We start from the raw sequence: 418 nt of genomic DNA, 5'->3' as shown, positions 1-418 counted from the left end.
AGCCTGTATATTGGCGCTGAATTCCTGTGTGACTTCACGCTGTGTATCCAGCTCTTTCTGAACTTTGTCTTTGTCAAAGTTGTTGCTCAGGTAGCCGGCTTTATCCGCATAGTTATCGCTGCTGGTATCGGTATGAATTCCAGCTATGGTTTCGGCTACGCTTTTACCGGTTTTCTGCTGCTGGGCAGCAGCATCCGTGATGATGATGTTGCTCGTATTGATGCCGCTGTGGGTGGTACTGCTGCTATGGCCACTATCGTGTCCGAAGCCAAGGGACTTGCTGGCACCCGTTTCACCCTGATTAGCCAGATTAATCTTGTCGTTACCAGTAGGCTGTTTTTGTCCCAGTGTTGATCCACTAACGCTGCCACTGGCACCGATACCAATACTGCTACCACTATAATCACTATGATTTTGG

The 418-nt window shown here is 48.8% G+C and carries 1 pseudogene; it reads right to left on the bottom strand.

Annotation, left to right across the window (positions count from 1 at the left end):
• Positions 1–418: pseudogene (locus J3U67_RS03410) on the bottom strand (hemagglutinin); the annotation flags it as partial.

Origin of the sequence: Snodgrassella sp. B3837, assembly GCF_026535955.1 — a bacterium.
Lineage (GTDB): Bacteria > Pseudomonadota > Gammaproteobacteria > Burkholderiales > Neisseriaceae > Snodgrassella > Snodgrassella alvi_E.
Note: the sequence above shows the minus strand (reverse complement) of the source record. Positions and strands in the feature narration are given on the sequence as shown.